The sequence below is a fragment of the Methanomethylovorans hollandica DSM 15978 genome (genome assembly GCF_000328665.1).
Classification (GTDB): Archaea; Halobacteriota; Methanosarcinia; order Methanosarcinales; family Methanosarcinaceae; genus Methanomethylovorans; species Methanomethylovorans hollandica.
The window spans coordinates 380,967-406,698 of sequence record NC_019977.1; the positions used below are offsets into that span (position 1 = coordinate 380,967).

Consider the following 25,732-nt stretch of genomic DNA (forward strand, 5'->3'; position numbering starts at 1 on the left):
TCATATATTGGTTAACATGAGACAGGCTCTGGATCTGGGCATGGGAAGTATCAACTATGCAAAGCTTCGCTCTGCTCTTACAACATTGGGTATCATTATCGGGGTAGCAGCAGTTGTAGCAAATGTTTCCCTTGGAGCTAGCTTTAATCAGTTCTTTACCGATGAACTTGGAACACAGGGGTCCAATTTCATTGTCATATACAGTCAGGATGTGAACATTCTCCATGAAAATGAACTTAATATTGTCAGGAACACTCCTGGTGTGGAGGGGGTTTCGCCCAGTAAAGGGCAAATGGCTGCTGTAACATTTATTTCTTCTAAAAGGCAGATAGACGTCCAGGGTGTATCCCAGGATGCTGAGAATATATTGAATCTCCAGCTCGAAGAAGGTAATTTTCTTACTGACAAGGATAAATATATAGCTGTATTGGGCTGGAAAGTTGCCAATGAGAAGTTCAACCGTAACATTTCAATTAACAATTATATAGATATTACTTTTACAAGAGTGGATGGTTCCAGTATAACTCAGAAATTCAAGGTAAAAGGCATTCTAGGATCTCCGGAGAATACTTTTGTTCAGGGCGGTCCTGACCGGGATATCACGATATACATACCTATCGCTACTATGAATGAGCTGCTCAACGTTTCTGATTACGGGGGCATAACAGCCAAGACCAGCAGCGCCGAATCTGTAAGCGCTGTTTCAGATGAGGTTGACCGAAGGCTGGCACGAACTCTTGGTGTTTCTGCAAGGGACATTGATAACGATGATGTGAAGCCTTACAGGATCTTCAATCAGGCGGAGATCATCGAGCAATTGAATCAACTTTCAAACACGCTTACGATCCTCATAACCTTAGTTGCACTCGTGGCTCTGATAGTGGGTTCCATAGGTATCATGAACATAATGCTTGTCACAGTTACTGAAAGGACAAGGGAGATAGGTCTTATGAAGTCTTTAGGTTTTAAGAAGGCCGATATTCTTTTACTTTTTATTGTAGAATCCACTCTTTTAGGCACAATAGGGGGCGTTTTTGGAGTACTTCTTGGGGTTGTGGGCTCTTACACGGTGGAAAGTTATCTGTCTATTCCTCGTGTTTTCCCACCATATTTGATCCTGATGGGTTTTAGTATTGCTTTTGTTGTAGGTCTGGTCGCCGGTGTATATCCTGCTAACAAAGCAGCATCCATGGATCCTGTAGAAGCACTAAGGCACGAGTGAACAAATGTTTTGGTTTTAAATAGAACTGTTCATATCTTTCCTATAAGAGGTGAAAATATGCTAGTTACTACTACAAACGTTGTGAATGGTAAGGAACTGGAGATACTGGGAGTAGTTTTTGGTAATACTGTGCGTGCAAAGAATATCGGGAGCGATATTGCTGCGGGTCTGCAGAATTTAGTAGGTGGGGAATTGAAAGGTTATTCTGATCTGCTTTCACAATCCAGAAAAGAATCATTACAGAGAATGGTGGAGGAAGCAGAGAAACTGGATGCAGATGCGGTTGTAAATATACGCTTCACCACCTCTCAGATCATGGCAGGAGCAGCAGAACTACTGGCTTACGGGACCGCTGTAAAGTTTAAAAGGATATGAATTTCCGGCTCATATCCTATTTCGGGACCTTGCTCAGTCAATGAAATATACCTTCACTGGAGGTATTCCATTGAACTCTACTGAGCAATAGGTGTAGGTGTATGCTCCTGTAGTGAGTATATATAATCTGTCTCCTTCCTGTATATCCTTAGGCAACTCGTATTTGAAATTCTCATATAGTATATCCATACTGTCGCACGTCGGTCCAGCAAGGATCACTTCTCTTCCACCATTGCCGTTATATCCTTTCTCAGGGTAGATCGGATACTTTATAGCCTCATCTAAAGTTTCTATAAGCCCTCCAAACTTTCCTATATCCAGGTAAACCCATTCATACTGGCTTGAATCAGATTTCTTGGAGATGAGCACGATCTCCGTAACTACTACACCAGCTTCTCCTGATATGTATCTACCTGGTTCTATGAGGATCTCTGGCAGTTCGTCTCCGAAGTATTCGTGCAGATATGTTGTAATGATCTCGGCGTATTGCTGAGTGCTGCGAGTGGGCTTAAGATATTTTGCAGGAAATCCTCCTCCCAGATTTACCATTTTCAGCTCTATTCCTTCGTAACGTTTAACATCATCAAACAGATACTTGCACTGTGATATAGCGTGATCCCATTCTCCAATATCTCTTTGCTGTGACCCTACGTGGAAAGAAAGCCCATATGGGATCAAACCCAGATCTTTAGCTTCAACGATCAGAGAATATATCTGGCCTGTGTGCGCACCGAACTTTCTGGATAGAGGCCAATCTGCCCCGTTACTTTCAGTGAGTAATCTGAAAAAAACCTTTGATCCAGGCGCATTGGCAGCTAATTTTCTAAGGTCATTATGAGAATCTGTAACAAAAAGCCTGATTCCATATTCATAGGCTTTTTTTATGTCCTTTGCTTTTTTTATGGTATTGCCGTAACTCATCCTTTCAGGGCTGATCCCCATCTGGAGAAGCTGTTCCATCTCATATATGGTTGCTACGTCAAAATTAGACCCTTTTTCATGTAATAGCCTCACTACTTTTTCAGCAGGGTTTGCTTTCATTGCATAGTAGATCTTGGCAAAAGGAAGGTTCTTTTTCAATTCATCGTATTTCTCTTCGATCTTCTTCAGGCTGAGTAAAATAAAAGGAGTCTCTTTGTCCTTTGCAAACTCTTTTATTTTCTTGAACTCTTCTGAAGACAGGTATTCTGAAATGCTTATAGGGTGTTCCAAGGCTGCTATCACCTCTTTCTATTATTTAATGGATCTTTACACAGTATTCATTAGAATGTATGTAAAAGCGATCGATCATGGCCCGAAGGGCAATACTCATGATTAAAGTATCTGTATATGGTATTCTCTCTTAAATTTGTATTTGAACATGTATTGCTTTTTGTACCTGCCTGTACCACACCTGTAAGTATACAGGCATCCCCTTCAAGGGTATATGATAATATCTGCTGGTGCAGTATCATATATGCAAAAAATATACCCACGACAGGTTTAATAAGAGATATGATACAAAAATCTTGAGCTTTTAAGTGCCTGGAAATTCTGTAATAGATCAGTGAACCAGAAAAGGGGAGGATAAAATTCTTTTTGGTGGTTATCTTCAGCTCATCCAGTTTTTCTGTGCAGGCCAACATCAACAGCATCAAAAGCCCGAAAACGAGCTTGTAGCAGATCACAGACCCCATTGCCATTCCATAAACTGGTTTAAGGAATATACCTGACAGTGAAAACATGGTGAAGGTCACTGCAAGGCCGAAAAAGGTACTATAGTTTGTTGTTGCTAATGATGTCATAAAAGCACATCTCAAATAAGCTTTCATGATAAAAAACTAACTGTGATTATTAATACTTAACAACTCAGTTAAATCTAAAATACAGAAGCTACTTTTGATTCCAAATTCTTTCTCATTAATACTTTGAAGCACATTGATCTTTTGTATTTGTTTAGATCTATAATACTATTCTTTTCTCGGCTGGTGATCTGCGTAAGTTGCTGTCCATTACCTGAGATTTTGCCTTTCCAATGGACAATACTGCTCTATAAATCAAGTTCAGAATGCTTCAAATCAATTTAAAGTTTAAGCAATGGATATATAGCAAAATAACGTACTCTTTTTGGTAACAACAAAAGGAGTAAATAAATGAAACCAGTAATAAACACTCTATCCTTTATACTTATCCTTATTCTAATCGCCTGCACATCGTCAACATCTGGCTGCATAAGTCTCCAGGATCAAATGGGTGAGAACAATGGACAAACAGATGGTGGAACAATAGCTTTGGAAAAAATAATTAATATAACTTGGCAATGGGCCGGAATGATAGAAACTTCTTCTGGTAACCAGTCTGTTGTTCCAAATAAGGATAGCTATACTTTGAAATTCCAGCCGGATGGTACCTATTCCATAACAACTGACTGTAACAGCGGCAGTGGAACTTATGCAACAGATGGTCATAATTTGACTATAGAGCCGGGAGTGATCACACTCGTATACTGTGGTGACGAATCATTGGAACCTCAATATCTGTTATCTCTGTGGAGGATAACATCAATGACGCTTGAAGATGGCCAACTTTTGTTATCTGTGGAAAACAAAACTGAAAAGATGTTGTTCATCAATGCATAAAGTGTTAAGCAATAATTCGGTTTTGTATTTTATATTTCGCAGGTACCTTGCAATAGAGGTCCACATATTTCTATAGGTACCTGTGAAAAAAGGTTGAATACGAGCCTACTTCAAATGTATAAATACTACCTTTTGGAATAATGTTATGGGGACTTGAATGGAATTCAGAGAACTCTCTGATGAACAATGGAAGTTTATTAAAACATGCCTGTCTCCACAACCAATAAACAGGAGAAAGAGAGCTGATGATCGTAGGGTCATCAATGGCGTTCTCATTGAATACAGTGTGTATTGATAGAAGTTTCATCGAAAACAAAAAAGCGGAGAATATTTCTCGTACAATGGCCACAAGAAAAGAAAAGGCAAAAAGATCCATGCATGTGTAAGTTTTGAGGGCTTTCCTCTTACAATTCAGATAGCAGCACATTGAAATTTATGTAGGCAAACCATAAAATATGACTGGATTTTCTTATCAAAAAATGAAATAAATTTGCATAAATGATTGAAATTGTTACATACATTCTTGAATAAAAATTCATTTAATGCTTTATAATGCTTTATTGTAGCTGATAAAACATTAAGAACAAGTATTTTCCCATATTATTCATTATAGACTCATTAAATTTAATTTTAAACGCCTTATAATATCTATTGTATTATTAAGCTCATCTGAGTTCCCTGACCCAGCTTCAAAGATTCTTTTTTTCCATTATTTTTGGCATGGTAAATGTTAGATACTTCATTCATATGATTTTAATCAAGCAGAAAGAAATTACATCAAAGAATTAAGAGTATTTAGTCTTTTTTACAATTTAGAATTCACTTTAATCCCTTATCATGGCATGATTTTAAAATATAAGGTGTTTTAGCATTTATTGAGGGTAAGTATGTTTATATACCTCAAACCTAATCCAAATTCATTCCAAAAACGTTTGTTGATAATTGAATGATCAGTACAACAATATTCGATATATGTAAGTTGTAGTTTTCCAAATTGCAGCCTTATAGGATAATAAACGATAGAATGGATTTCATTGCAGCATCTACCGTGATCATTGATTGATCATAGACATTTGTTCACTCTTGTATCCTTTCTCTCAAAAGTAAGCGGTTACTGATCGTACAAAATAATCCCAATAAAAAAACAGAGGTGTAAACATATGGATAATATATCTTTTAAGGTTTTCGAAAGATTTAGCACCCATAGATGGGCCAAATCACGTCATGTGTTCTTAATTGCTTTATGGTTGAGCAATTATGTATACTCAACAGCATCTACTTTCTCTGCAAAATACAATTTCTTCAAAAATAAAAACAACACCACCTTTAAAAAAATATCTATTTCCGTCCTTGGATTAGTATTTTGTTTCCTGTGTTTTTCAATAGCCGGATCAGACCTCTCTTCAGCAGCAAATGCAAATGTTGCTGCGAGCGGGAGTGGCGACTACATTTGTGACGGAACAAATGATCATGTTGAAATAAATAAAGCACTTGCATACGTAAAAAGTACTGGTGGCGGTACTGTATATCTAAGGGGCCCAAATACATACTGGATTGATAGCACTCTTAACATCGGCTCAAACACAAAACTCACAGGTGACTCCACTGCTGAAATAAAACTTGTTCCAAAGGCAGGTTGGTCCAGCGGTGTTCCAATGATCCGGGGTGAAACCGGAGCAAAGAATATCGTGATCACTGGCTTTACTATAGATGGGAACAGCGAAAATCAAGGCGTTTCTTTTGGAAGAGGATATTATAATCTGATGAATTTTGAAAATTCTAATAACATAGAAGTATCCAAAATGCGTCTTGAATGGGGTTGCAATGATGGTGTGCAGATAAAAAGAGGTAGTAACATCGTTTTTACTCATAATGATGTATACAAGATGGGACATGATGCCTTTTACATACTTTACTCTAATACAGGTGAAGTTGCATACAACACTGTCTTCACACGGACAAACAGCGCGTGCAGGTTATCCGGCGGTATATCTGATTTTACTGTCCATGACAATACATTCTATTCTGACGGGGGCGGCACATCAACAGGACCGGCAATAGAGATAGACAAAACCGGTAGCTCAGGAACTTTATCCTTTAATAATATAGATATATATAATAATAAGATACACAGCATAAGGGGTTCAGGTATCTGGATGTTTGCAGCATATACTGACAATGTCATACGGGCAAAGAACGTCCATATACATCACAATACATTTACAAAAGTAGGCCAACACGCTTTAAATACCGGATATACCAATGCAGCGATCACAATGCAGAACTTTGATAATACTATCATCGAGAATAATGTCTTCGATGATGGCGGTAATGCTGCAATAAAATGGTATGCATGGTCTTCAGTTCCACAGCAAAAGGCACAGTTCACCACCTATGTGAGGAACAATGTCATAAAGAACAATGATGGAATGAGTGGAGTCACAGGCTCAGGAGTGGGTATATGGAACACACAGCCATCCTATGCAAAGTTCACAGTTCAGAGCAATAATTTTTACAATAATAAAAACGGGGACACATATGGTGGAGGTTTCACAATGAGCAGCAACGTGAATACAGCTCCATCCACTAGTGGTTCAACAGTTGTCAACAAGGTAGATGCTGCTCCGGTTGCAAATGGCGGAGCAGATAAAACTGCAACTGTTGGATCACCTGTCACTTTTGATGCCAGTGCATCTACTGATGACCTTGGCATAGCTTCTTACTCCTGGGACTTCGATGCATCAAATGGCATAACCTCTGAAGCTACCGGTAGGACAGCTACAAAGACATATGCCACGGCAGGAACGTATACTGTGACACTTACTGTTACAGATACAACTGGACAGAAAGCCACAGATAAAGTAACTGTAGTAGCCAAGGCAGCAACAACTACCACCGCTCCATCTACAACTACACCTACTACACCAACATCTCCAGCAGGATCGGTCTCATATTCTCCGACCTATGACAATGGTCTGCGGACTTCATCCCCTACTAGTGTTTTCTCCACTACGAACTATATTGATATTGGAGCGAGTTCAGCTAGTTGCAGGGATCTAATGATGTTCGATCTGAGTAACTACAAAACAACAGATGTAATCTCAAAGGCTACCCTCTCACTGTACTGGTATTATCCTGCCACCACGCGTACTTCAGATACAGTGGTACAGATCTACAGACCAGCAGCTGACTGGGATCCAAGGTATGTAAGCTGGACAAACCGCGCATCCGGCACTAAATGGACCACAGCAGGAGGAAACTGGTATGACAAGAATGGAGCAGCCCAGGGCAGTACACCTTATGCATCCGTTACATTCGCAGCCAGCACAGTGCCCGGTAACAGGTACTATGATTTCGATGTAACTCAGCTGGTGCAGGAATATGTGAGTGGCAAGTTCAAGAACACCGGATTCTTCCTGAAGGCCAGGACAGAGAGCGGCAATTACATTGCTTTCTACAGCTCAGAATGGTCTAATGCTGCACAGAGACCTAAGTTAACTATAACACGCTGATATCAGGAGATTTAGTGAGCGAAAGATAATTTCGACTCACTTACTTTTTCAATATATTTTCTAAATGGGTTTGTAGATGTTTGTACAAAAGAATCATTTTAGGCAAATATGGGCAGGAATATATTTTAACTTATTATGTATCTATTAATAAGAACTAATAAGCACACATGGGAACTGAGTTCTTAAATGTCTTTTAAGGAGATTTGACTTGAACTCTGAATTGAAGACCATATCTCTTTCTGAAATTATGATTATTTTAATCTTCATGGCAGCTTTGCATATTATGAGCGGCTATAGCTTCTTGTTATTCCACAGTATAGCAGAGATTTTCAGCATAGTCATAGCAACAAGTCTCTTTTTTGTTACTTGGTTCTCCAAGAAGACAATTAAAAACAATTATTTTCTTCTTTTGGGAATAGCTTATTTGTTTATCGCAGGGATTGATCTCCTTCATACACTATTATACAAAGGTATGGGGGTCTTTCCCACTCAGAGTCACAATCTATCTACACAATTGTGGATCGTTGCAAGATATATGGAAGCTGCCACCTTACTCATAGCTCCTTTCATAATTAGGAGAAAGTTGAAGGCATCTTCAATGCTAATTGTATACGGTATCATAACAACAATTCTATTAATACTAGTCTTTAAGGGCATTTTTCCTGTTTGCTACGTAGACGGTGTTGGGCTTACAGCTTTTAAGAAAATCAGTGAATACGTTATCTCAGTAATGCTGCTAGCTTCACTGAGCATGCTATGGAAACACAGCAATCAATTCGAACCCCTTATACTTAATATGCTGAGTGTTTCCATAGTACTTACTATATTTGCAGAACTTACCTTTACCTTATATGTAGGTATTTATGGCTTTTCTAACCTGATAGGGCACTTATTCAAACTTTTATCATTCTATTTCATATTTAAGGCAATAATTGTAACTGCTTTGGTAAGGCCCAATGACTTGTTTTCCAAAGATCTCGTTCTAAAGGAAAGTATGCTGAAAGAAGAGAAAGAAAGGTATCAGGAACTTTTTAAGAACATGAGTAATGGTGTTGTTGTAATCGAAACCAGAGACAATGGTCAAAGTTTTATTTTCAAGGATATAAATTTAGCTGCAGAACAGATATGCCATAAAGAGGCCATCAAATTAGCTCCTTATATTTCTATTCTAATTTGATGTACTTTTTTAGAATAGCCTCCCAAACGAATTCCTGAGTTTAACTTTATTTTGCAATTCAGTAAGCACTAATAGTTGATAGGAAACGAAATTCAGCAGAGAGTAGAGAGCTCTGCTCTCTACTCTTATTCTTCTGACATCGAAGTTCATCGTATCTTTCATGTGGCCATGTACTTTTTCGCATTCTACTCTTTTCTTGTATAACTCCCAAAATAATTCATCGAGGATGTTTTGATTTCTTAGGTACATCCCAACTTGTTCTTGTCTTCCATTTTCATACAGAAACTTCAGCTTATTTTCTATTTTGGTATGAACTTCTCCACCAAGTTTCCACATTTTGTTCACCCAATGATCAATCCTCTCTACTTCACCTTCTTTGTGCAATACTGCATCACACGAGTAGGAAATAATTGGTTTTGCATTCAGATGATACCATATATCTGCATTGTTTTGGAATGAGTCATAAGCTCCATCCGCAGCATAAAATTCAATATTAGCTTCCATTTTCTTTAATGCGTGTATGTGTTTGATAAGTTCCGTAGAATCAGAACTAAGGCCATTAGTATATGTCATAAATACCGGATAAGTTCCAATCATTGTAATGTGAGCTTTGTCCATTTTACATTTATAATGCGGATTATAATCCGCATATTTGTCATATCGTGAAGCTTCAAGAGGTGTTGAATCTATCTTGGCGTCTTTTAACTTTGAGCTTTTAAGAATCTTTTCGCCTACCATTATTATTAGTTCATTGATCCCATCTTCTCCAAGTCTATATTTTACAAAATGATGGAGGGTTCCAGCTGAAGGAAGTCTTATTTGCCCATTTTTATCACAGAACGATAGCATAATAGCTTCTTCTTCTGTTAAACTGGATACTGTTTTTCATAAGAGAGATTCCTGAAGCACTTTACAATAAAGAGCTTTATCATTGAGGAAACGTTATATTTAAAATGCCAACGTTTGTTGGTATACACAGTACGTTCAACGTATTGTGAAATGTCTTCTATACAGAGAAAATGAAGAAATTGGCAAATAGAGGCAGTTTCTCTGTAAAGATAGTTTTCTATGGAGTCCTCGAAGAGGACTCCTCTATACTCGATAGATTTTTTATCCATAAAGAAGCAAAATTTTTTATATTTATAGCTACCACTGACCAAAAAAAAAGAGAATAGCAGTATCAACGAAAAAAGGAATAGGTTTTTAAATCAAAATCCTAATTTGAGATTCTCATAAAGATAAAAATAAAATTATTGATAAGCATTTAGCTGAGATATATGCCACTCTACCTGAGTGTAACCTTATGGACATTATTCATCAGGTCTGGACAACTGGTAAATCAAAACTAATTCCTGAATTCCAATATCATGACAAACACATTGAAGCGTGGTGGGAATTATATGTTTATAAACTCACCAACGGTGAGGTTGTGATGGTCATCAAGGACATAACAAAGAACAAAAAATTAGAGGAATCTCAGGAAGAACTCCATGAAATGCTTAAGGTTATTAATAAAATCATGAGGCATGATATCTCCAATGATTTGAGTATTATTTCAATGTCTTTAGAGGTTTTTGAAGAAAATAGTGATAAGAAGTATCTGGAACTTTCCCAGAAGTCAGTTAAGCGTTGTCTCAAGAAGATAAATGAAATGCGGAACCTTGAACAGACGATTTCGAATCAATATGAGCTTAAGCCATACAACCTTCATGATGTAGTAACTGAGGTTTCTAGAAATCACCTTGTGAAAATAAGTATGAATGGTAGCTGCGTTGTCATGGCTGACGAGGGACTTTTTTCTGTAGTTGACAATATTATTACTAATGCTGTCAATCATGGTGCTGCTACTCATATAGAGACCACTGTGAAATTAAATGATACCAATGTATGCAGCATGCGGATAGCTGACAATGGTAGTGGTATTCCTCCAAGTATCAAGGAGCATATTTTCAAAGAGGGTTTCAAATATGGAGAAAAAGGTAACACTGGTTTGGGACTCTACATAGCAAAGACGATAATGAGCCGGTATGGTTCAATTAGCGCAGAGGACAATTCCCCTTCAGGTGCTGTTTTCATACTTACTTTCAGCAAACACCATTAATCTCTTCCATCAATGTGAAAAATTATGAAATTCTTTTATTCTACAGTGAATAGCTTGATGGCTTACCGCAACGCATCTTGGATTTGATGTTGTGGCAATAAGGGTATCAGTAAGACTATGAACTACTATTTTGCAGAATATCAAAAAGGTGCTTCATGTAGCCGGACTTTAATATTTTAGGGAAGTGTATGAGGAAGCATTACCTAGATACAAATGTGGCCATGCTTTGTTGTGTTAACATCTAAAAATAAAAAGAAGCCTTAAAATAAGGCTTTGCTTTTTGGACCAGTATTAATCAACCCTTGGGAAATATCGTTCAATGGCCCAGAGCATAGGGCGGGTCATAAATGTGGTTACAAGAGCCATCAGAACCATCATGGTAAAGACGGTAGGAGTTAGAATTCCCAGTTCATATCCGATGCTCAGGACAACCAGTTCCACCAATCCCCGTGTGTTCATCAGCGCTCCCAAAGCCAGAGAGTTAGCCCAGGATTGGCCGGTATAGCGGGCTGCTGCAGCGCTTCCCCCAAATTTTCCTGCAACTGCCACCAATATTATCAAAAAGCAAATAAACCACAAATAACTCTCGTTCAACAGTCCGATCTCTGTTTTGAGACCATTTATAGCAAAGAACAGAGGTAACAAGATCACTAAGCTGACATCTTCTATACGGGAAATCAATGATTTTCTGAAATCAAATTGTATAGGCATCATCATTCCTGCAAGAAAAGCTCCGAAAAGGGCATGAATGCCAATGGTCTCGGTGGCAAAGGCTGATAGAAAAAGCACGACAAACATCGTGGCAATGAACCCTTTGCTCATGTTTTCTTGGATGGCGAATCTTTCCCCGAGGAATCTGAGCACGGGACGCACAAGGTAGAACATAAACAAAATGTACAATATTGACATAATAACAGTAACAAGGAAGGTCATTATTGATTCAGCCCTGATTATGCTAACAACAGCACCCAGCATACACCAGGCTGTGACATCATCAACTGCAGCACAGGTAAGTGCCAGCGTACCAAGGGTAGATTGTGTCAGCTTATGCTCCTGTATTATCCTTGCCAATACCGGAAATGCAGTCAGGCTCATGGCAATACCCATGAAGAGGCTGAATGAGAGAAAAGTAACTCCTTTAGGTGCAAACTCTGTATATAAAAAATATGCTAGAGTAACTCCTAAAAAGAAAGGTACTACAATGCTGGCGTGACTGACGATCAAAGCGGTATGTGCTTTGTTTTTCAGCAAACTTGGGTCCAGCTCCAGACCAACAATAAATACATACAGTACAAGTCCCAGATTGCTCAAAGTTTCCATCCAGCCCAATGAAGCCGGTGCAAACAGGAAATTGCTCAATTGTGGCCACCATATACCAACCACGGATGGTCCAAGCACAATTCCGGCTGTCATTTCACCGATGACGCTGGGCTGACCTATAAAAGAAAAAATGAATCCAAAAAGTCTGGCCATTAGGATTATGACAGCGATCTGCAAAAACATAAGTCCAAGTGGATGGTCTAAATTCTGTGTTAAGTATTGGGTTATAAGCGTTCCCAGATCACTATATCCTTCAAAATGGTTTTGACTGTTTATTTTGATGTCAGGAAAATCAGTCAGTGGTGACTCTAACCTTTGACCCATACTAATAATCGACCAAACCAGCAGGATAAATATACCGATAAACAGCAAATAAAAAAAAGCATGTTTCTGTAGCTGGCTTCTCATCAGGTGTATTAATTCTTCTTTTGTAAATATCTCTTTCGTTCCACCTGATTGTAGCATTCTACTTTTATTATATTCTTATATTGTTTTATTAGTCTTATGTGGAATCTAAAATTTATAATTCTTTCGTGATGAAAAACAATATCTAGGGAGGTATTGTGCAAAGATAATGTCATGGTAAACATTAAATGCAGGAGCCATTACTTACTGCATTGGTAGTGAATAAAGAAAGTGGTATCCCTAGAAGTGGATTATTTATAGTTAAACACTATGGTTTGTAACTTATGAATGGTAAAATCAAATTGAATAGGTAGTTACGTCAATACTATAAGTTTCAAACAAAAAGTTAACAACTATAAATGGATAAAGAAGGAAGATTACATCAGTGAACTTGATTCAGTTTTCAATTATAAATGGAGAAAGTTGAAAATATAATATAATCCAAATCAATATTGAACATTAGCAGGAAAATCATTCCTCTTCTTATACTCCATTTCCGTGATCCGCAAAACCGGGCTGAGGATGTTCAAATGGCTCAGGTACTTGATGATCCCTGCCTCCGACAAGCCTTCTGCATACAATACGTCCACAAAAGCAAAAATAGTGCTTTGTTCTTCTGTGAATAAGCTGGGTGAAATTGTTGGGCTTATGACTGTGAAGTTCACGCCGAGGTTGGGATTCGAACCCAAGCACCCCGTCAGGGGAAACCGGTCTCGAGCCGATCGCATATAGACTCCTGGGCAATTATTCCGTTGGATTGGTCCGCTCTGCCACCTCGGCACCGCTGTTGCGAACTGGATGAAGGTTTTACTCTTTTATATAGATATCGTGGCGATTCAGAAATCAAACAGAGATTTCTGTTTTTCTTTTTTGTCTGTGTGTCCAGCTTCAGGTTCTGAAAGAGGGGGACGATTGTTTCTATTTGCAGGCAATTCCAGCCAGCCGTACTGTCCTCCTCCACCCGGATGGATAATGATCTCCTCATTTCTGAAGGCCATGATCGCATTTACTATTTTACGATCCACAAAATCTATATTTTCAGCCGGGATATCCAGGAGCACTTTAACCTCACTGCCAAATCTTTCCACCAGGGAGTTCCAGGCCGTTTGTACGCCCTTGGTGTTTATGCTGGCATGCCCCAATGCCATCATTATCACTTCAGAAAGAGGTGCCAGGTGCACATAGGGGGGCCTGTGATCAGGATGCTGAGGCTCATCCAGGTCTGCAAGCTCGTTAACTCTATCTCTTACGCCTTTTTTTATCTGGCCTCTGCACTTGCTGCATCTCCAGTTCAGGCTTACAGCTTGTTGCATAGTGTAATGCGTAAAACATTTGATACATGCAGATTCGCTGTACTTGCCTTCCTGGGGATAGAACCCTACGTTAAGTGTCGGACCATAGCCTTCTTTTCTCATGATCGCTTTTTCAAGCCCTTCAAAAGTTACTTCCGGAACTTCCAATTGTGTGAACTCCCGAGCAAGCTTGTTGGCCATTGGGGAGTGAGCATCGGAATTCGTAAGGAATGTAAGCCTATGCAGTTCACTTATGCGGTCTGCGTAGTCACTGTCCGCACTGAGTCCAAGTTCAACAAAAGAAATGTATTCTGTCATATCTCTATAACAATCTTGTAGAGAATCATGTGCTGCATACATGGCGGTCCAGGGAGTGAATGCATGGCAGGGCCCTATTAATGCACCTATATCCTTTGCAGCCTCGGCAATTTCACAACCATCCATAAGAACCGTAGGCCTGCCGTCAGTCTTAATATCTCCATGTTTTTCCATCTCGACAGCGAGTTCTTCTGCTTTGGATATGGACGGCAGGATTAGAAGGTGGTGTACTCTGGATCTATCTTCGATCTCAGTTGTGAGTATAAAATCAGTGTTATCGATCCTTATAGTTTCATTATCAATGGCTGCTCTTTTTATTTCCTCAAGCCATTTAGGATGGATACAATCCCCGGTGGCTACAAGATCAATTCCTTTCTTTGAAGCCTCTGTAGCCATTGTAGGCAATTCCATCCGATCGGAGCATGCCATTGAATATTTAGAGTGCAGATGCAGATCTGCATTGATCTTCATGGGTTTACCCTATGTATCTTAGATCCTCTTCTCCGGTTCCGATCTCTGGCATTATCTGGGATTGTTGCTGTTGCTGCTGCTCATATTCTTTAAGCCTGGCAACTATCTTTTCCATTTCCTTTGCGCGCTCTTCAAGAGGACCTGCATCTATGTCCAGATCAAATAGCTTGCAGATTACTTTCAACAATGATTGAGCGCTCTTCGGGTCAACGATGTAACCTGAGGTCATGCCCATTAAACATGCAGCATCAATACCTCTAAGTTTACACAATCCAAGCATTAGACCTGAAGCGCCCACAATGCCTCCTCCAGGCTCGTTTGGTTTGAATTGCACTCCTATCTCTTCCAGCCTGCTTTTCATTTCAGCTCGGCTCACTGCACCCAGGACTTCATCAATGTGAGTTAATTGCCCGGTTGGGAATCCTCCCAGAGTGTATATCGTTTTCACTCCCATCTCTTCAGCGAGATCAAGATACAACCCACAGAGTTCGTAATGTCCATTGGTAGTATTACTTTGATGGTCGCCAATAAGTATAAGAAGATCATGTTTTTCTGCTTTACATACATATATCTCGTTGTTGACCATTCTTATCTCGCTGTTCTCATCAACGAGAATCTGGGGAGGAAAATGAGGGGAATATATTTCTATGAGTTTTATGGACGTAAGTTCTTCCACAAGGTGTTCAGCAACAAGTTTTCCCACATGGCCCACGCCAGGAAGTCCCACGATCATTATGGGATCTTTTATATCAACATTCTTTTCTAGATGAATTACCCTGTTCTCGCGCATTGGTATCCCTACTCCTTGCAATCCTGCGATATTTTCCATAGGGGTCAAGCGGTGAAAAACGCGGGGGCAAAGGGTTACCCGCTTTTCCTCCGCAATGAGTACATGTTTCTTTCAAAGTATACTGCCCGCATTGGACGCACTTCTTTATCCTGGAACCCACCAGTATATCACGCCTTTACACTTTCGTTATGACGATGGTACACTCCCTGGCCACCCAGTTTGTGTATTGTAGTGATAACAGCATTAGAAGCATTTTTTAATACAGATTCAGCAGTCTTATAGTCAGGTGCAATTACTTTGATCCTGTATCTTGGAGCACCTGTGTATGTGATCTCTACCTTTATTCCCTCTTTTTGGATCTCATTGGCAGCAGCCATTAGTGATTTTTTTATCACTTCGATCCCTTCGGGCAGATAACAGTTCAGATCTACAAAACCAGCGATATGAACGAACGGGAGTTTTATATTCTCCTGGGCGATTCTAAGGATACTTTTAACTACATTCTCTTCGAGTTTCATTTCCTCAAAAGGAGCTTCTCCGTTGATGGCAGCTTCTTCAAAAGCAGAATGCAGACTTCCAAAGCTTTCGTGAAGTTTGATCTTAAGCTTATCTAGCTCTTCATCTTTTATTTTTGTTTCCTCTTCAACGAACTGGAGCCATTTTATAGCTTTTTGCTCATTTTTCCAATCCTGGATCTTAGCACGTTTCTGGTGTTCATTGACATCTTTGAGGGACAGATCAATGTGTCTGCGACCAGTATCCACTTTCAGGACCTTACATACAATTTTCTGACCTTCACGAACGTAATCACGTACGTATTTTACCCATCCGGCCTTGATCTCGGAAATATGGATGAATCCTTCTTTACCGCCATATTCCTCAAGTGTGGTATATGCACCAAAGTCCACTACGTCCTTTACCGTACATACTACAAAATCGCCAATATCTGGCCACTCATTGATATCCATCTGATCACTTTTTGTACACTTATTCCAGGACTTCCAGGATGTGTGTTGTTATAGTTGATTTGCCACCGGTAGACTCTGCGAGGGTCCTGCCGCATACCAGGCATGTTACCTTGGTGCTTGCACTTCCAAATATAACTTGTTCGTTCTCACAGTCATTGCATTTGACACGTAAGAATCTGCTTTTTGGTTTTGACATTGATCATCACTCCGCAAATTCGAATTTCTTTGCTCTGAAACATGGCCTCTGATGTGATTTATTGCACACTGAGCAGCGGTACTTGAGGAATATCCTTTTAGTGGGTTTATCTCCACCTGGAACCTTTGAGAATTTTCCGCTGTTGCCTATTCCTATCTGGCGTTTCTTCTGTCTTTCTATATGTGTCAGTGAGGAAGCTTTTCCTTTCTTCACCCTCTCCACCACATGTTCGGTGTGTTTTTTACAGAAAGGGCAGTGTGTTCTGAATCTTTTTGGGATCTTCATTATCTACACCTTTATTGATCTGAATTATAGTTCCTTGATGATGTGTGCAACGTTGCGTTTCACAAGACCTTGCGCATTAAGGGTCGGCAAAACAACAATATCCTCTGCACGCAGTGCATAATTACGATTATCTAAAGCCTTAAAGGTAGGTATCTCCTTCAGTATTCGCACAACAACGAACTCTTCATTTATATTACTTTTGCCTATTACGTCTGGAATACTTTCTTCAGGTATTCCCTGTGCTCTTTCTGTTCTTTCAGTCACTTCCAAAGTACTAGGGTTGGAATTTCCTCCGTGAACATGTTTTTGCAGAGCAACATTTATTGAAGCACTTTCTCTGGAAGGTATACATATTGAAGACGATAATACCTCTGGATTAAGGATCGGTTCCAGTAGTTCTCCTCTTGCAGAGTTAATGGCAGATAATACAGAATCATAGATCTTCTTTTCAGCAGGCAATAGTTTATCCATATCCTGATTCGGTGATTTTTTTGAAAATGCGTTTGAAGTTGCCCTTGTGGTGATCTTTTTTATCCTGCGGAGGAATATTACTTCGATGTCTGTGATGGCGCTCTGCAGTTCATCTTCCAGCATTCTGGATTCAACAGATCTGGGGTTATTGATCAGTCTGATCTCGTCTTCCAGTTCCCGGATGTACTTAGCTACATTCTCATAGAAATCGGAACTTAAGGACCTGAGGGAAGAACTGCTCTCACTGCGCAGGATATCTTTTAATTCTGTCCTATCCATATTATGTCGCACCTCTGCACATCAGGTGCACTGCCGCATAATTGAGATCCAGTCTCGACAACTCATTCACCATAGTAGTTTTCCTTTTAACTTTAAAACACAATAGTTACATCCTTCATTTTGGGCCTGCTGGGATGTATATGACACTCCGTCAACCTTTAAACCTTTATTGTTCATCAGTGTGGTGATACCTCCTTTGTTATCAAGACCCTAAAACCTACTGCTCATACTATATATCTCAGATTAAGGTACATAACTTTCTCTTTTTGTGTTTTTACTTCATTTAATTATGTTATACTTTTTTTAGGATGCCAGATGCTATATTCAAAATCTAAAAATTAAAAAAAAAGAAAAACAGAGAATTGGAGACATTAGACGCTATTTCTTACCTGAAACCCAGAAAAGACTTTAAAACAAGGATTAATTATGATCCTCTCTGACATCTCCTCTTTTTCGTATTTGAGTGTCTTATTTTAATAGTCTCTCCATGTCTGCTTCTACAGTACTGTTTGGTGTTATATTGAACTTCTCCACCAGGACCTTGAGAATATTTGGTGAGATAAATGCCGGTAGCTTTGGGCCAAGGGTAATATTGCGTATTTCAAGCCTCAGAAGGGTAAGCAATACAAGAACTGCTTTTTGTTCGTACCATGCTATATTGTATGAGATCGGAGCTTCGTTAACATCGATAAATCCAAGTCTGGACATGAGTCCTTGTGCAATGACGATCAGTGAAAATGAATCATTGCACTGTCCTGCATCCAGTACTCTTGGTATCCCATCAATTTCTCCAAGATTAAGTTTGTTGTAACGATATTTTGCACACCCTGCTGTAAGTATAACAGCATCTTGTGGAAGTGCTTCTGCAAAATCAGTATAATACTGTCTCTCCTTGTGACGTCCGTCACATCCTGCCATAACAATGAACTTCTTTATCTTGCCTGCTTTGACGGCATTAACGATCTTATCTGCGTTAGATAGTACTGAATTGTAAGCAAAGCCTGTCATAATGGTACCCTCTTCCAGTTGTACCGGGGGCTCGCAGGTCTTTGCCTGCTCGATTATTGTTGAGAAGTCTTTCTTACCATCTTCAGCCACAATATGTGTGGCACCATCATAACCTACGGGACCCGTAGTGTATAATCTGTCAATATAGCTGTTCCTTGGTGGAACTATGCAATTGGTCGTCAGTAATATCGGTCCGTTGAAACTCTCGAATTCCTGCTGCTGGCGCCACCATGATCCGCCGTAGTTTCCTATCAGGTGTCCGTACTTCTTAAATTCAGGATATGAATTTGCAGGTAGCATCTCTCCATGAGTGTATACATCTATCCCTGTTCCTTCGGTTTGGTCCAATAATTGTTTCAGGTCATGCAGGTCATGTCCGCTGATGAGGATACCAGGTTTGTCGCTTGTTCCAATATTGACCAAAGTAGGTTCTGGATTTCCGAATGTAGCGGTATTTGCCATGTCAAGTTCCGCCATTACATCAAAACCCTTTTCCCCACATTTTAGGACCAGTGAGATAAGCTTCTTATCAGTTAGACTGTCATCCGTGGTTGCCACAAGAGCTTCTTCTATAAATTTATTGATTTTTTTATTATAACGTCCAAGCATCATAGCATGATGTGCATATGCTGCAATTCCTTTGATACCATAGATCAATAGTTCTCTCAATGATCGGATATCTTCGTCCTCTGTTGTAAGAATGCAGGTATTTATGTCCTTGAGGTTTTCAGGGGTCAAAGTTGCGATTTCAGGCAGATCTTTCTCATTAAGCAGATTATTATCCTGGAGTTTTTGCCTGATCTCACTCTGGAGTTTGAGCCCTCTGTCGATGCGGTCCTGAATTCCGCTCGTTCTGAAATCTGTATTCGTTATTGTTGAGAACAATGCATCGAGCATAAACTCATCAGTGTTCTTCTCAGAAATACCTGCCTCTCTTGCTTTCTGGTTGTAGAATGCAATGCTCTTAAGCACATAGATGAGATCGTCCTGAAGGTCTGCGATTTCCCCTTTCTTACCGCACATACCGTTCTTTGTGCAGCCTTCCCCATTCATTGTTTCTTCACACTGGTAGCAGAACATTTTGTCACCTTTTATTTTTGTAGACTAATGTGTAGATATGTCTATTTACTTTTTATGCTACTATATTTTTTCCCGGAAACATCACTGTTTTCAGGCATTACATAATTAATGTCTAAATACAAATAATATCTAAATACAAATCAATTATCCTCTTTTGAGTAAGAAGGTCTTTACATAAATTCAGTTCATTCTGTTGTCAGAAGAAATCAAAATACAAAATCGGTTCATTAAGTTTTTATTTTCTGAGGCTTGTCGTGCTCTTAAAGAAATCCCAAAATAAGGTTCTGAGGGAATAAGCACTTCACTGTGTAGCATATCCTTTGCATATCTCTTAATTGTGTCATATTTCAGCTACTCCTCTGCACAGAAGGTGTACAGCTACATACTCAGGAAGTTCCTGCTCTCCTGGTTCCACCTCGATATCTTTTCCTTTCATCTGCACTGCAAAGGGCTTGATGATTTTTAACCTTGTCAATTTATCATTGAAGACCACCGCATCTCTTAAAGGTTCGAACTTTTCAAGTTCATCAATCGTTAAGGACATGACCTTTAGCCCAGAACCGCCATGTAAAGACCCTGGGAGACGTATCAAACGCTTAATGTCAGCTGTAACAGGCTCATCAACAACTGCTGACATTTTCCTTATACCTTCTTCTATCAGTGCATTGATAACTTTTTTATTCACTACGGATAGAACATCAATATTTCCTTTTTTCAATACTTCTATCTGTGAATCATCCCTGAATACTTCTATGATCTGTCGGGCAGTTTTCTCGCCTACTCCTTTGAATCCTCTAAGGATCTCTTCGGCATCATCTCTGGCAGTTATTTCTTTTAAAAAAGAAATGAAATATCTATTGATCCTTCCTTTCCACCCACCTTCAGCTTCCGAAGGAAATACCATCATCTGCGCACTCTCTCTTCCGGCGTCCCCGCTTACTTCTTTTGTATCAAGTATCCTCTCAAGGTCCATTCCTTTTGCACTTACATAATCAACAATTTCGCGTCTTTCAGGGCTTTCCAGATGCAGTACCGAAGGATCTGTTATATGGCAGTGGTATCCTCTTCCTCCAGAGAATACGATATGTACATCCTTTTCCTCGAATCCAAAGTCATCAAGCAGAAATTCCATAAGTTTAAAAGTCTCTTTCTTTCCTTTTTCGAGCATTTCAGCATACGAATTGATCTTCCCTGGAAGATGGTCGGAGTCTATATCAAAGATCAGATCTGCCTTTTGCCAGTTCTTCTCCTTCATTTTAGGTGCGCTGGGATACTCATAGTATGCAACAGAATAATAGGCATGCGCAGGGGATATTCCTTTAAGATAGTCCTTTATTTCCCCTTCTGAGCCGAAAGCGATGTGTCTTTTCATAAAAGTTTCAGAACTGTCGCTGAAAGGAATAAATCCCCACTCACGAGCCATGTGTTCAGGGGGGAGGTGTATCTCAGCTTGTGAGTAGTATGTCTGGAACCTGCTAACAAGATAATTCCGTGTTCTTTCGTTCATTTTCGCACTTTTGTTGTTTTACTTTCTTATTCCTGGCTCAATGGCCAGATTATCATTAATGTTACTTTCTTGTCATAAACCTTATAGTCAACACCTGCATTATAGTCGCTTTATGAAAGAGGAAATGGCAAGTGCAGATGTTGCAGCTCTTGTGGCAGAACTTAGCTCAGGTGAGCTCTCGCTTATTGATGCCAAGGTCGGGAAAATATATCAGCCACTGGAAGATGAGATACGTTTTAACCTCTTCGTTTTCGGTAAGGGTCGGGTAGATTTCATAATACAGGCCGGAAAGAGGGCTCATCTGAGCCAGTATGTTTCTCCGAGTCCCAAACTACCACAGTCATTTCCCATGCTGCTGCGTAAACACGTAATGAGCAGCAGGATAACATCCATCAAGCAGTATGATTTTGACAGGATAATCGAAATAGGTTTTGTCAGGGGCGGTGTGGAGACAGTCTTAATAGCTGAGCTTTTTGCCAGAGGCAACATTGTCCTCATTGACAATGAAAGGCGCATCATTCTTCCTATGAACCCTACAACGTTTAAAGGTCGCAGGGTAAGAAGTGGTGAGATATACAGTTATCCTGAAGCACAGATAAGTCCTCTTGATGCAAGTGAAGAACAAATGCTTGCAGTTTTCAGATCGTCGGATTCTGATGTGGTGCGCACAATTGCAACCCGGTTCAATCTGGGCGGTCTTCTTTCAGAGGAAGTATGTTCCAGGGCCGGGATCAAAAAGAACCTTCCTGTTTCGGAAGTAGGCTCAGAGGAAATAACTTTACTCCTTCGGGCAATGAAGGATATGTTCTCTCCATTGCAGACAGGGGAATTAGACCCCTGTATCATAATGAAAGGTGAAGGGGATACCGCTCAGTCAATAGATGTCGTACCTTTTGAACTGGAAGTATACCGTGAACTGACAAAAGAGCGCTATCCCTCATTTAACAAGGCCTTGGATGAGTATTTTGGCAAAAGGGAAGCTGCGTCTATCACCGAACAGGCATTTTCGGTAAAAAAAGAAAAAGTTGATCTTCTGGAGCGCAGGTTAAGGCAGCAGGAAGAAGCTGTGGAGAAGTATGGTAAAGAATCAGAGAAACACACGTCCATTGCAGAAACAATTTATGCTAATTATCAGGCTGTAGAAGATGTTTTAAAAGTACTTGCCATTGCAAGGGATAAAGGTTACTCGTGGGATCAGATAAAGTCCACCATAAAGGCTGCCAAGGATTCTGTTCCGGCTGCCAAGTCCATATTGAGCATAGACTCAGCTACAGGAATAGTGGTGCTTGACCTAATGGGTATGAAAACGAATATAGATGTAACTAAGACCGTTCCTCAGAATGCTCAGGTATATTACGAAAGGTCCAAAAAACTGGCAAAAAAACAGGAAGGTGCTATAAGGTCTATTGAGCAGACAAAACTGGCTATGCAGAAAAAAGAAAAAACTGCTACCAGGAAAAGAGGTACTGTTCGTATTAAGAAGCAGTGGTATGATAGATTCAGATGGTTTGTTTCATCTGATGGTTTCCTGGTAATAGGTGGGAGAGATGCTGATACCAATGAGGAGATCTTTGTAAAGTACATGGAAAAGCGGGACATTGTACTGCACACCCAGATGCCAGGTGCACCACTGACAGTGATAAAAACAGGTGGTAAAGAAGTACCGTCACAGACCATTGAGGAGGCAGCTCGTTTTGTAGTGTCATATTCAAGTGTCTGGAAATCAGGTCAGTTCAGTGCAGACTGTTACTGGGTAAATCCAACACAGGTTTCAAAAACTCCGGAGTCAGGCGAATACGTGAAGAAAGGGTCTTTCATTATCCGGGGTGAAAGGAACTATCTAAAAGATGTGCCAGTAGGAGTTGCGGTTGGTATTGAAATGGGTGAACAGACAAGGGTAATAGGCGGCCCCCTTTCTGCAATAAGCACAAGGGCGAAGCATGTTATAGAGCTGGTGCCAGGCAAATTCAACCAAAACGATATAGCAAAAAAGGTATACAGGAAGTACGTGGATACAATAGGTGATGCGTCATATGTAAAACAGATCGCTTCTCCTGACAAGATAGCTATGATGTTACCGCCGGGAGAATCCGACTTTAAGTCTTGATCAAATTTATCAGAGTTGCTTCTATAGCAATTATTTTTACGATGCTGCTTGTATGATCATTTTATTGAGGTGCTAATATGAGAGTGATGAAAAAAAACCTGCGGGGTAATGAAGGGGAAATATCTGTCTTAGCTGAAACTCTTGATGACCTGTGGCATCTCAAATATATAATTGAGGCTGGTGACCTTGTTTTTGCTGTAACTAAAAGAAAAGCCGATGCTGCAACCGATAAATTGCGCCCGGAAAAAATAGAGAAGAAAACAGTGAGACTTGGAGTACGGGTGGAGGGTCTGGAATTCCATAAATTCTCCAACAGGCTCAGGGTACATGGTGTTATAGAGCACGGTATGGATATTGGTTCTCATCATACTTTCAATATTGAGGGTGGTACGGATCTGTCCATCATCAAGGTCTGGAAGAAGGATCAGCTTGAGAGAATAGATGAAGCTGAAATAGCCTCCAAGAGGCCATCTGTTATTATTGTGGGCGTAGAGGAAGGAGATGCGGATATTGGTCTTGTCAGGCATTATGGTATCGAGGTTTATTCTCATATCACGCAGTCTTCAGGCAAAGGCGAGGGTAATATGAGGACTGTCTTTTTCCAGGAGATCCTCGACCAGTTGGTACATGCCATTTCCGGCTCAGAGTCTATTGTACTTGCAGGACCGGGTTTTACAAAAGAGGATTTTTTCAAGCTAGTTCAAGAAAAAGAGCCGGATATGGCTTCAAAGATCGTTTTTGAAGACACTTCATCAATTGGCATGTCCGGCTTTCAGGAAGTGCTGCGAAGGGGTGCAGTTGACAGGATCATGGAGCAATCAAGGATAGCTCGTGAATCCAGGCTCATGGATGATCTCTTAAGAGAAATAGCAATTAACGGCAAAGTAGCCTACGGGCTCTCTGAAGTTCAGATGGCTCTTGGCTATGGGGCGATAGATACACTTCTTATATGTGATGAATTACTGAGAGCAGAAAGAGAAAAAGGAGAGATAGATACTTTTTTACAGGCAGTTGAACACTCCCAGGGAAGTATAGTTGTTTTCAGCACAGATTTTGAGCCTGGGCAGAAATTGCTGGCGCTGGGTGGAATTGCAGCTCTGCTGCGGTTCAGGATATGATAGAAGTTATTGGGGTGCACTTTCTTATCTCTCTTTAAAAGCATAATCATTCTCTCTTTTTATATTTAAATATGTCGTTCCACATATCCGCTGCATCATATATATACTTATACTGGTTTGTAAATTCAAATGACAAAGTCATTTTTCACCTTTATTAATGATAATAACCTCTTTTTGGCGCTTTATTTCTTAATAACCGTATTTTCAGACTCTAAATTGTTTATGGAGTCTACTACTAGGTTTATGCTATAAATCACTCCTGTTTGATTTCTCCTCTTTCCTAAAAAGAAACAAAACACATAAATACTGCTATTAGAAAGTGTCTTGTGTAGGAGGTGTTTGGCTAAGTCTGGATAGCATGCAGTGTAAATAACTTTAAATTTATCATCATGTAGCCCATTCTTTTTCAAGGGTAGTACAACTATACATTAATAAATCTCTACGATCGTAATATTCATTATATATTTGGGAAGTGACAAACTATGGAAGGAGAAGTTACAATTAAAGATACTACAGCTGGAAGTCCGGCTGCAGTAGGTTTCTACGGTCTTGGGTTTGCAGCTACATTCGCAGGACTTTTAAACATGGGGATACTCCCAGACGCACTTATGGTAATTGCAATGGCAATTATGCTTGGTGGCATTGCAGAAGTGATCGCTGGTCTGCAGTTATGGAAGAAAGGTGACACATTCGGTGCAACCGCATTCACCATATTCGGTCTTTGGTGGCTCGGCTTTTCATACATAAACCTCGCTCCACTAGGAATTTTCAATGCAACATGGGACGCAGCAAGTGCTACATCTATGGGATTTTTCACACTTGTATGGGGTATCATAGCAACTTTGCTCACACTTGGTACATTAAAGATTGGTTTAAAGATGCTAACTGTGGTCTTTATAGTGCTAGACCTAACTTTCTTCAGTCTTGCAGCGGTATTCTTTGGAATGCTGCCACTGGGAGTCGCAGGAGCAATAACCCTTATCACAGGTCTTGCAGCACTTTACCTTGCCACTGCACTGGTCTTGAATGCAGTTGGGATGAAAATGCCAATGTAAAGCAGAAATTCGAAAATATATGGCCGGCTCTAACCGGTCTTTCTTTTTTTAAAGACT

The 25,732-nt window shown here is 39.9% G+C and carries 23 protein-coding genes, 1 tRNA gene and 1 pseudogene; 10 read left to right on the forward strand and 15 right to left on the reverse strand.

The genetic code is table 11. From position 1 onward, the window contains the following. Positions 1 to 7: 7 nt before the first annotated feature. Together METHO_RS01880 and METHO_RS01885 are read left to right on the forward strand one after the other, a co-directional pair. On the forward strand, positions 8 to 1,222 hold the full coding sequence (locus tag METHO_RS01880) for an ABC transporter permease (protein WP_015323823.1): 1,215 nt from the start codon (positions 8 to 10) through the stop codon (positions 1,220 to 1,222). 57 nt (positions 1,223 to 1,279) lie between these two features. Next, on the forward strand, positions 1,280 to 1,597 hold the full coding sequence (locus tag METHO_RS01885) for a YbjQ family protein (RefSeq protein WP_015323824.1): 318 nt from the start codon (positions 1,280 to 1,282) through the stop codon (positions 1,595 to 1,597). A 33-nt stretch (positions 1,598 to 1,630) separates the two neighbouring features. Here the strand turns inward: METHO_RS01885 and METHO_RS01890 are convergent, their stop codons facing one another. Both METHO_RS01890 and METHO_RS01895 read right to left on the reverse strand, forming a co-directional pair. After that, positions 1,631 to 2,809 (reverse strand): type III PLP-dependent enzyme, encoded by a 1,179-nt coding sequence (locus METHO_RS01890; protein WP_015323825.1) that lies wholly within the window; start codon positions 2,807 to 2,809, stop codon positions 1,631 to 1,633. A 50-nt stretch (positions 2,810 to 2,859) separates the two neighbouring features. Continuing rightward, on the reverse strand, positions 2,860 to 3,381 hold the full coding sequence (locus METHO_RS01895; protein ID WP_015323826.1) for a transporter: 522 nt from the start codon (positions 3,379 to 3,381) through the stop codon (positions 2,860 to 2,862). A 348-nt stretch (positions 3,382 to 3,729) separates the two neighbouring features. Here METHO_RS01895 and METHO_RS01900 point away from each other — a divergent pair, with 348 nt between their 5' ends. The 4 genes from METHO_RS01900 (at position 3,730) to METHO_RS01910 (ending at position 8,904) form a co-directional block, all read left to right on the forward strand. Beyond that, entirely contained in the window at positions 3,730 to 4,215 is a 486-nt protein-coding gene (locus METHO_RS01900; RefSeq protein ID WP_015323827.1) for an META domain-containing protein, read from the forward strand. A gap of 157 nt (positions 4,216 to 4,372) precedes the next feature. Then, on the forward strand, positions 4,373 to 4,510 hold the full coding sequence (locus METHO_RS13195) for a transposase (RefSeq protein WP_083885706.1): 138 nt from the start codon (positions 4,373 to 4,375) through the stop codon (positions 4,508 to 4,510). An 865-nt stretch (positions 4,511 to 5,375) separates the two neighbouring features. After that, on the forward strand, positions 5,376 to 7,727 hold the full coding sequence (locus tag METHO_RS01905) for a disaggregatase related repeat-containing protein (RefSeq protein WP_015323828.1): 2,352 nt from the start codon (positions 5,376 to 5,378) through the stop codon (positions 7,725 to 7,727). Positions 7,728 to 7,935: 208 nt separating this feature from the next. Beyond that, positions 7,936 to 8,904 carry an MASE3 domain-containing protein gene (locus METHO_RS01910; RefSeq protein ID WP_015323829.1) on the forward strand — a complete coding sequence of 323 codons (969 nt, stop codon included), beginning with the start codon at positions 7,936 to 7,938 and terminating at the stop codon, positions 8,902 to 8,904. Between the two features lie 9 nt (positions 8,905 to 8,913). Here the strand turns inward: METHO_RS01910 and METHO_RS01915 are convergent. After that, positions 8,914 to 10,022 (reverse strand): annotated as a pseudogene (locus METHO_RS01915) (transposase). A 185-nt stretch (positions 10,023 to 10,207) separates the two neighbouring features. Here METHO_RS01915 and METHO_RS01920 point away from each other — a divergent pair. Further along, positions 10,208 to 11,005, forward strand: coding sequence for a sensor histidine kinase (locus METHO_RS01920; RefSeq protein ID WP_015323830.1), 798 nt, complete (start codon positions 10,208 to 10,210; stop codon positions 11,003 to 11,005). Between the two features lie 291 nt (positions 11,006 to 11,296). On the opposite strand, the gene METHO_RS01925 is transcribed toward METHO_RS01920, so the two are convergent. The 12 genes from METHO_RS01925 to priS all read right to left on the reverse strand — a co-directional run bounded on the left by METHO_RS01925 (position 11,297) and on the right by priS (position 21,395). Further along, positions 11,297 to 12,649 carry a cation:proton antiporter domain-containing protein gene (locus METHO_RS01925; protein WP_216594310.1) on the reverse strand — a complete coding sequence of 451 codons (1,353 nt, stop codon included), beginning with the start codon at positions 12,647 to 12,649 and terminating at the stop codon, positions 11,297 to 11,299. Between the two features lie 527 nt (positions 12,650 to 13,176). Then, on the reverse strand, positions 13,177 to 13,419 hold the full coding sequence (locus METHO_RS13515; protein ID WP_156811002.1) for a hypothetical protein: 243 nt from the start codon (positions 13,417 to 13,419) through the stop codon (positions 13,177 to 13,179). After that, positions 13,395 to 13,510, reverse strand: a tRNA-Ser gene (locus METHO_RS13520). Before METHO_RS13520 ends, METHO_RS13515 begins: the two co-directional genes overlap by 25 nt. Positions 13,511 to 13,566: 56 nt before the next feature. Continuing rightward, entirely contained in the window at positions 13,567 to 14,811 is a 1,245-nt protein-coding gene (locus tag METHO_RS01935) for a TIGR00375 family protein (protein WP_015323833.1), read from the reverse strand. A gap of 4 nt (positions 14,812 to 14,815) precedes the next feature. Then, positions 14,816 to 15,601 (reverse strand): proteasome assembly chaperone family protein, encoded by a 786-nt coding sequence (locus METHO_RS01940; RefSeq protein WP_015323834.1) that lies wholly within the window; start codon positions 15,599 to 15,601, stop codon positions 14,816 to 14,818. Further along, positions 15,561 to 15,761, reverse strand: a complete 201-nt coding sequence (locus tag METHO_RS13200; RefSeq protein WP_015323835.1) for an RNA-protein complex protein Nop10 — start codon at positions 15,759 to 15,761, stop codon at positions 15,561 to 15,563. Before METHO_RS13200 ends, METHO_RS01940 begins: the two co-directional genes overlap by 41 nt. 7 nt (positions 15,762 to 15,768) lie before the next feature. Next, entirely contained in the window at positions 15,769 to 16,569 is an 801-nt protein-coding gene (locus tag METHO_RS01945; protein WP_015323836.1) for a translation initiation factor IF-2 subunit alpha, read from the reverse strand. Between the two features lie 19 nt (positions 16,570 to 16,588). Further along, positions 16,589 to 16,765 (reverse strand): 30S ribosomal protein S27e, encoded by a 177-nt coding sequence (locus METHO_RS01950; RefSeq protein ID WP_015323837.1) that lies wholly within the window; start codon positions 16,763 to 16,765, stop codon positions 16,589 to 16,591. Positions 16,766 to 16,771: 6 nt separating this feature from the next. Next, positions 16,772 to 17,050: a 50S ribosomal protein L44e gene (locus tag METHO_RS01955; protein WP_015323838.1), complete on the reverse strand. Its 279-nt coding sequence runs from the start codon at positions 17,048 to 17,050 to the stop codon at positions 16,772 to 16,774. Positions 17,051 to 17,074: 24 nt separating this feature from the next. Continuing rightward, a complete protein-coding gene (locus METHO_RS01960) occupies positions 17,075 to 17,800 on the reverse strand; it encodes a hypothetical protein (protein WP_015323839.1) in 726 nt (241 codons plus the stop codon). Positions 17,801 to 18,268: 468 nt separating this feature from the next. Beyond that, positions 18,269 to 19,888 carry a hydroxylamine reductase gene (gene hcp, locus METHO_RS01965; RefSeq protein WP_015323840.1) on the reverse strand — a complete coding sequence of 540 codons (1,620 nt, stop codon included), beginning with the start codon at positions 19,886 to 19,888 and terminating at the stop codon, positions 18,269 to 18,271. Positions 19,889 to 20,228: 340 nt separating this feature from the next. After that, a complete protein-coding gene (gene priS / locus METHO_RS01970) occupies positions 20,229 to 21,395 on the reverse strand; it encodes a DNA primase catalytic subunit PriS (protein WP_015323841.1) in 1,167 nt (388 codons plus the stop codon). A gap of 112 nt (positions 21,396 to 21,507) precedes the next feature. Between priS and rqcH the strand changes: the two genes are divergently transcribed. The 3 genes from rqcH to METHO_RS01985 all read left to right on the forward strand — a co-directional run bounded on the left by rqcH (position 21,508) and on the right by METHO_RS01985 (position 25,675). After that, positions 21,508 to 23,502, forward strand: a complete 1,995-nt coding sequence (gene rqcH / locus METHO_RS01975) for a ribosome rescue protein RqcH (RefSeq protein ID WP_015323842.1) — start codon at positions 21,508 to 21,510, stop codon at positions 23,500 to 23,502. A gap of 77 nt (positions 23,503 to 23,579) precedes the next feature. Continuing rightward, a complete protein-coding gene (locus METHO_RS01980) occupies positions 23,580 to 24,620 on the forward strand; it encodes an mRNA surveillance protein pelota (RefSeq protein WP_015323843.1) in 1,041 nt (346 codons plus the stop codon). 482 nt (positions 24,621 to 25,102) lie between these two features. Further along, positions 25,103 to 25,675 carry an acetate uptake transporter gene (locus tag METHO_RS01985; RefSeq protein ID WP_015323844.1) on the forward strand — a complete coding sequence of 191 codons (573 nt, stop codon included), beginning with the start codon at positions 25,103 to 25,105 and terminating at the stop codon, positions 25,673 to 25,675. Positions 25,676 to 25,732 lie beyond the last annotated feature (57 nt).